The following is a 4,020-nucleotide window of genomic DNA, read 5'->3' on the forward strand; positions in this document are numbered from 1 at the left end:
ATCAAAATGTTATCATTAGGATTTTTTACAGATCCCGATCAGCCCGTGCCCTGGAGAGGTCCTATGGCTTCTAATGCCGTAAAACAATTATTTAACGATGCAGATTGGGGTGAGTTAGACTATCTTGTTGTGGATTTGCCTCCGGGAACTGGAGATATACATATAACTATTACACAAGGTTTTCCTATTTCAGGAGCTGTCATTGTTACTACACCTCAACAAGTAGCTGTAGCCGATACAGCAAAAGGTTTGGGTATGTTTATGATGAACTCTATTAATGTGCCTGTATTAGGTATAGTTGAGAACATGTCATATTTTACGCCGGCAGAACTACCTGATAATAAATATTATATCTTTGGAAAAGAAGGGGGAAAAAAGATGGCGGAGAAATATAATGTACCATTTTTAGGTGAAATTCCTTTGGTACAAAGCATTAGTGAAGCCGGGGATGAAGGTGAACCTATAACTTTAAACAGAGGACATATCATGTCAAAAATATTTGTAGATCTGGCTCAAAAAGTAGCTCAGCAGATCGCTATTAATAATGAAATTGCAAAATAGGGCCAAAATCTCTATTTTTATAAAAAGGATACATATGGAATCAAAAGATAATTTGTTCAATGAAGTAGAAAGTGCGTTAGATACCATAAGACCGTATTTAGTTGCTGATGGGGGAAATGTCTCTGTAGAAGAAATTACAGATGATAATATAGTTAAGCTAAAGCTTTTGGGGGCGTGTGGCTCTTGTCCAATGAGCTTCATGACATTAAAAGCAGGTATAGAACAGGCTATTAAAAAAGCCGTTCCATCTATCACTGCTGTAGAAGCTATAAACCTTATGGAAGCAGATAGTACATCTGCGGTATAGTTATTGCACAGTTCTTATAGAGAAGTATAAATTGAAAGCCTTATGTTATTTATATACTAAGGCTTTTTGCTTTAACAATATTTAACAGCATAAAGTCTGGTCTTTTGCTATTTTTAAGTTTTCAGAATAAGATGTTTAGATTACTGCACATATTATTTTTTACTTTAATAGCTTCTGCTGCTATAGCTCAAAACAGCGGAGAGAAAAAGTTAGTGCAGTTTTCGGGAGTGGTTTATGATGTCGATAGTAATTCTGTTATTCCCTATGTAACCCTTACAAATACAACAGCAGGTAAAGCTTATGCCGCAAATTATAAAGGCTATTATTCATTTGTAGTTCATGAAGGAGATAGCATAGTATTTACATCTGTCGGTTATAAAAAAGCAGTGGTTGTTATACCAAATAACATTCGTGAGAAAAAATATACCGCTTTGGTTAAGCTAAAATCAGATAATATAGAGTTGCCTGTTGTTCGCGTTTTCCCTTGGGCAAGCACAGACGAGTTTAAACACGACTTCTTAACCATGAAATTTGCTGATGACGATCTGGAAATAGCAAAGAAAAATGTTAAAAAGACAATGTCAGATGCAATGACCTTTGGTGTGCCTATGGACGGTGCTGAAATTCAAGGAATGAGTTTTAACAATCAGCACATAGGTCTTTCAAACAAAAATATGGTGCAAACCAACCCTCTGCTTAATCCTTTGGCTTGGGCAGCTTTTCTGAAGCAAATTTCTGAGGGGAAAAACAAGAAGTAAGTTTAATGAGGCCTGAAAGCCTCATTAAGAGAATTATCTTTTCTTTCTATTAGTAGCAAATTTCATTCGATAGCCTGGATTTACATGCCCTTTTACAATGGCATCCAGCTTTCCTTTAAGCATGGCTTTTCTTAAAGCACTGATTCTGTCTGTAAATAATTTACCTTCTATATGGTCGTATTCATGCTGAATAACTCTGGCAGCCAAACCATTAAAAGTATCTTCATGGTGCTTCCAGTTTTCATCGTAGTAAGAAATTGTAATTTGCTCTTTTCTGGAAACATCTTCTCTGATGTCCGGAATACTTAGGCAACCTTCGTTAAACTTCCATTCTTTTCCACTCTCTTCTGTAATTACAGGATTGATAAATGCCTTTTTAAACGTGGCTAAAGAAGCATCTTCATCCGCAAAAGGAGTTGCATCAATTACAAATAATCTGATAGATAAACCAATTTGTGGTGCAGCTAAACCAACCCCATTTGCGTTATACATGGTTTCAAACATATTCTCTATCAGCGCAGGTAATTCCGGATAATTTTCATCTATATCAACAGCAACTTTTTTTAAAACAGGGTCGCCATATGCAACTATTGGTAATTTCATGATGCAAAATTAAGAAAAATTGTTTTGAGGACTTGTATGGTAAACTAATAAGATGTGTTAATCGTAAAAATTGTGCTGCATTTACCATTATTAATTGTAGTAATTAATTGATTACAGCATAACGAACGGAAGCGAATCACGACTGTTATTATTTGATAGTTAAAGCTTAATTAGTTCATAGTTTTGTCTAAGCATTTATATTTTTGAATTTAGTTTTAAACTATATATTTCATGAACGAAATTGTCGCACAAACCAAATGTTTTGTAAAAAAAGAACTCGAACAAGCCGAGTCAGGACACGATTGGTTCCATGTGGAACGTGTCTGGAAAATGGCTAAAAATATAGCTGAAAAGGAAGAGGTTGATGCATTGGTTGTAGAGCTTGCGGCATTACTTCATGACATTGCAGATTCAAAATTTAACGGCGGCGATGAAGAAATGGGGCCGCGGAAAGCATTTTTATTTCTAAAGAGCATGAATATGGATGATGATGTCGCTTATCATGTTTCCAACATCATTAAATATATGTCCTTCAAATCTCAATTTGGTGAAATTGCTTTTTCATCTATGGAGATGAAAGTGGTGCAGGACGCCGACCGCTTAGATGCAATGGGAGCCATAGGAATAGCGAGGACCTTTAATTACGGGGGATTTAAAAACCGGGCAATTTACAATCCCGATATAAAACCTAATCTTAATCAAAGCAAAGATGAATACAAAAATTCTACTGCTCCTACGATAAACCACTTTTATGAAAAGCTTTTACTCCTTAAAGACAAAATGAATACCGAAACAGGAAAGCGTATAGCAGAAGAAAGACATTACTTTATGGTAAACTTCCTACAGCAGTTTTACGAAGAATGGGATGGAAAAAAATGATAATATTTTATTAATCATTTTTTCACTATCTTAATTGATATTTGGCACTTTTTTAAAGGGAATAATATTGGCGCTCTTTGTGCTTTAATTTATAAATAGCATTTGTTATGAAACTTAGAACACTCGTTTTTTTGAATGCATTAGCCGTATCACTGTCAATAGGAATTGTGAACTATTACTTTCAGCATAACTGGTTTTATTTTGGTATTACTTCTCTTATATCTTTGTTTGTCAGTTATATTGTATTCTATATCCTGATTGAGAAATATGTATATTCTAAAATTAAGATTATTTATAAGCTTATTCATAGTTTAAAATTAGGGAAGGATTTAAAGGATGCCCTGGGAGAATATGTTTCTCCGGACCCGATTAATGATGTTGAACAGGAAGTAAAAGAATGGGCCAAAGAAAAGAAAATTGAAATTGACGAGCTGAAAAGATTAGCTACTTTTAGAAAGGAATTTCTGTCTAACCTTTCACATGAGCTAAAAACGCCTTTATTTTCTATAGAAGGATATCTGGAAGTTTTGCAGGATAGTGATCTGACAGATATAGAAGAAACACAGAAATTTTTGAAGAAAGTATCAAATAATGTAGAACGTTTGAGCGCATTGATAAAAGATCTGGATGAGATTTCTAAACTGGAAAGCGGTTCTGTTCCTCTAAATATTAAAAAATTTGATATTACCATTTTAATAAAAGAGGTAATGGAATTGTTAGAGCTAAAAGCAGAAAAGCACCAAATAGAGCTATTATTTAAAGATAAGTATGATGTGCCAACCTTTGTAATGGCAGATAGAGATAAAATTAAACAGGTTTTGGTAAATCTTATCGGAAATGCTATTAAATACGGAAAAGATGGAGGAACTACCTTTATAACTATCTTCGAAATGCATGAGCAAGTTTTAGTAG

Annotated in this window: 6 protein-coding genes; 5 read left to right on the forward strand and 1 reads right to left on the reverse strand. The window is 34.3% G+C overall.

Features of this window, described 5'->3' with window-relative positions:
• The 3 genes from ABWO41_RS16160 to ABWO41_RS16170 form a co-directional block, all read left to right on the forward strand.
• Nucleotides 1–561 (forward strand): P-loop NTPase (locus ABWO41_RS16160; RefSeq protein WP_353140252.1); only part of this gene is annotated, 561 nt, incomplete at its 5' end.
• A 34-nt stretch (nucleotides 562–595) separates the two neighbouring features.
• The gene (locus ABWO41_RS16165; protein ID WP_353140254.1) at nucleotides 596–868 is read left to right on the forward strand and encodes a NifU family protein; all 273 of its coding nucleotides are present in this window, start codon (nucleotides 596–598) and stop codon (nucleotides 866–868) included.
• 131 nt (nucleotides 869–999) lie between these two features.
• Nucleotides 1,000–1,626, forward strand: coding sequence for a carboxypeptidase-like regulatory domain-containing protein (locus ABWO41_RS16170; RefSeq protein WP_353140256.1), 627 nt, complete (start codon nucleotides 1,000–1,002; stop codon nucleotides 1,624–1,626).
• Nucleotides 1,627–1,659: 33 nt separating this feature from the next.
• Here ABWO41_RS16170 and def read toward each other — a convergent pair whose 3' ends face one another.
• Nucleotides 1,660–2,229, reverse strand: coding sequence for a peptide deformylase (gene def / locus ABWO41_RS16175; RefSeq protein WP_353140258.1), 570 nt, complete (start codon nucleotides 2,227–2,229; stop codon nucleotides 1,660–1,662).
• A 231-nt stretch (nucleotides 2,230–2,460) separates the two neighbouring features.
• On the opposite strand from def, the gene ABWO41_RS16180 reads away from it, so the two are divergent.
• Both ABWO41_RS16180 and ABWO41_RS16185 read left to right on the forward strand, forming a co-directional pair.
• Nucleotides 2,461–3,108, forward strand: a complete 648-nt coding sequence (locus ABWO41_RS16180; RefSeq protein WP_353140260.1) for an HD domain-containing protein — start codon at nucleotides 2,461–2,463, stop codon at nucleotides 3,106–3,108.
• Between the two features lie 107 nt (nucleotides 3,109–3,215).
• A partial coding sequence (locus tag ABWO41_RS16185) for a sensor histidine kinase (protein ID WP_353140262.1) occupies nucleotides 3,216–4,020 on the forward strand: 805 nt, incomplete at its 3' end.

The organism is Pseudopedobacter sp. (assembly GCF_040392825.1).
Classification (GTDB): Bacteria; Bacteroidota; Bacteroidia; order Sphingobacteriales; family Sphingobacteriaceae; genus Pseudopedobacter.

Excerpts from the sequence above, each read along its gene's own strand:
- def (WP_353140258.1), bottom strand. The coding sequence starts at position 2,229 with ATGAAATTACCAATAGTTGCATATGGCGACCCTGTTTTAAAAAAAGTT.
- ABWO41_RS16165 (WP_353140254.1), top strand. The coding sequence starts at position 596 with ATGGAATCAAAAGATAATTTGTTCAATGAAGTAGAAAGTGCGTTAGAT.
- ABWO41_RS16180 (WP_353140260.1), top strand. The coding sequence starts at position 2,461 with ATGAACGAAATTGTCGCACAAACCAAATGTTTTGTAAAAAAAGAACTC.
- ABWO41_RS16170 (WP_353140256.1), top strand. The coding sequence starts at position 1,000 with ATGTTTAGATTACTGCACATATTATTTTTTACTTTAATAGCTTCTGCT.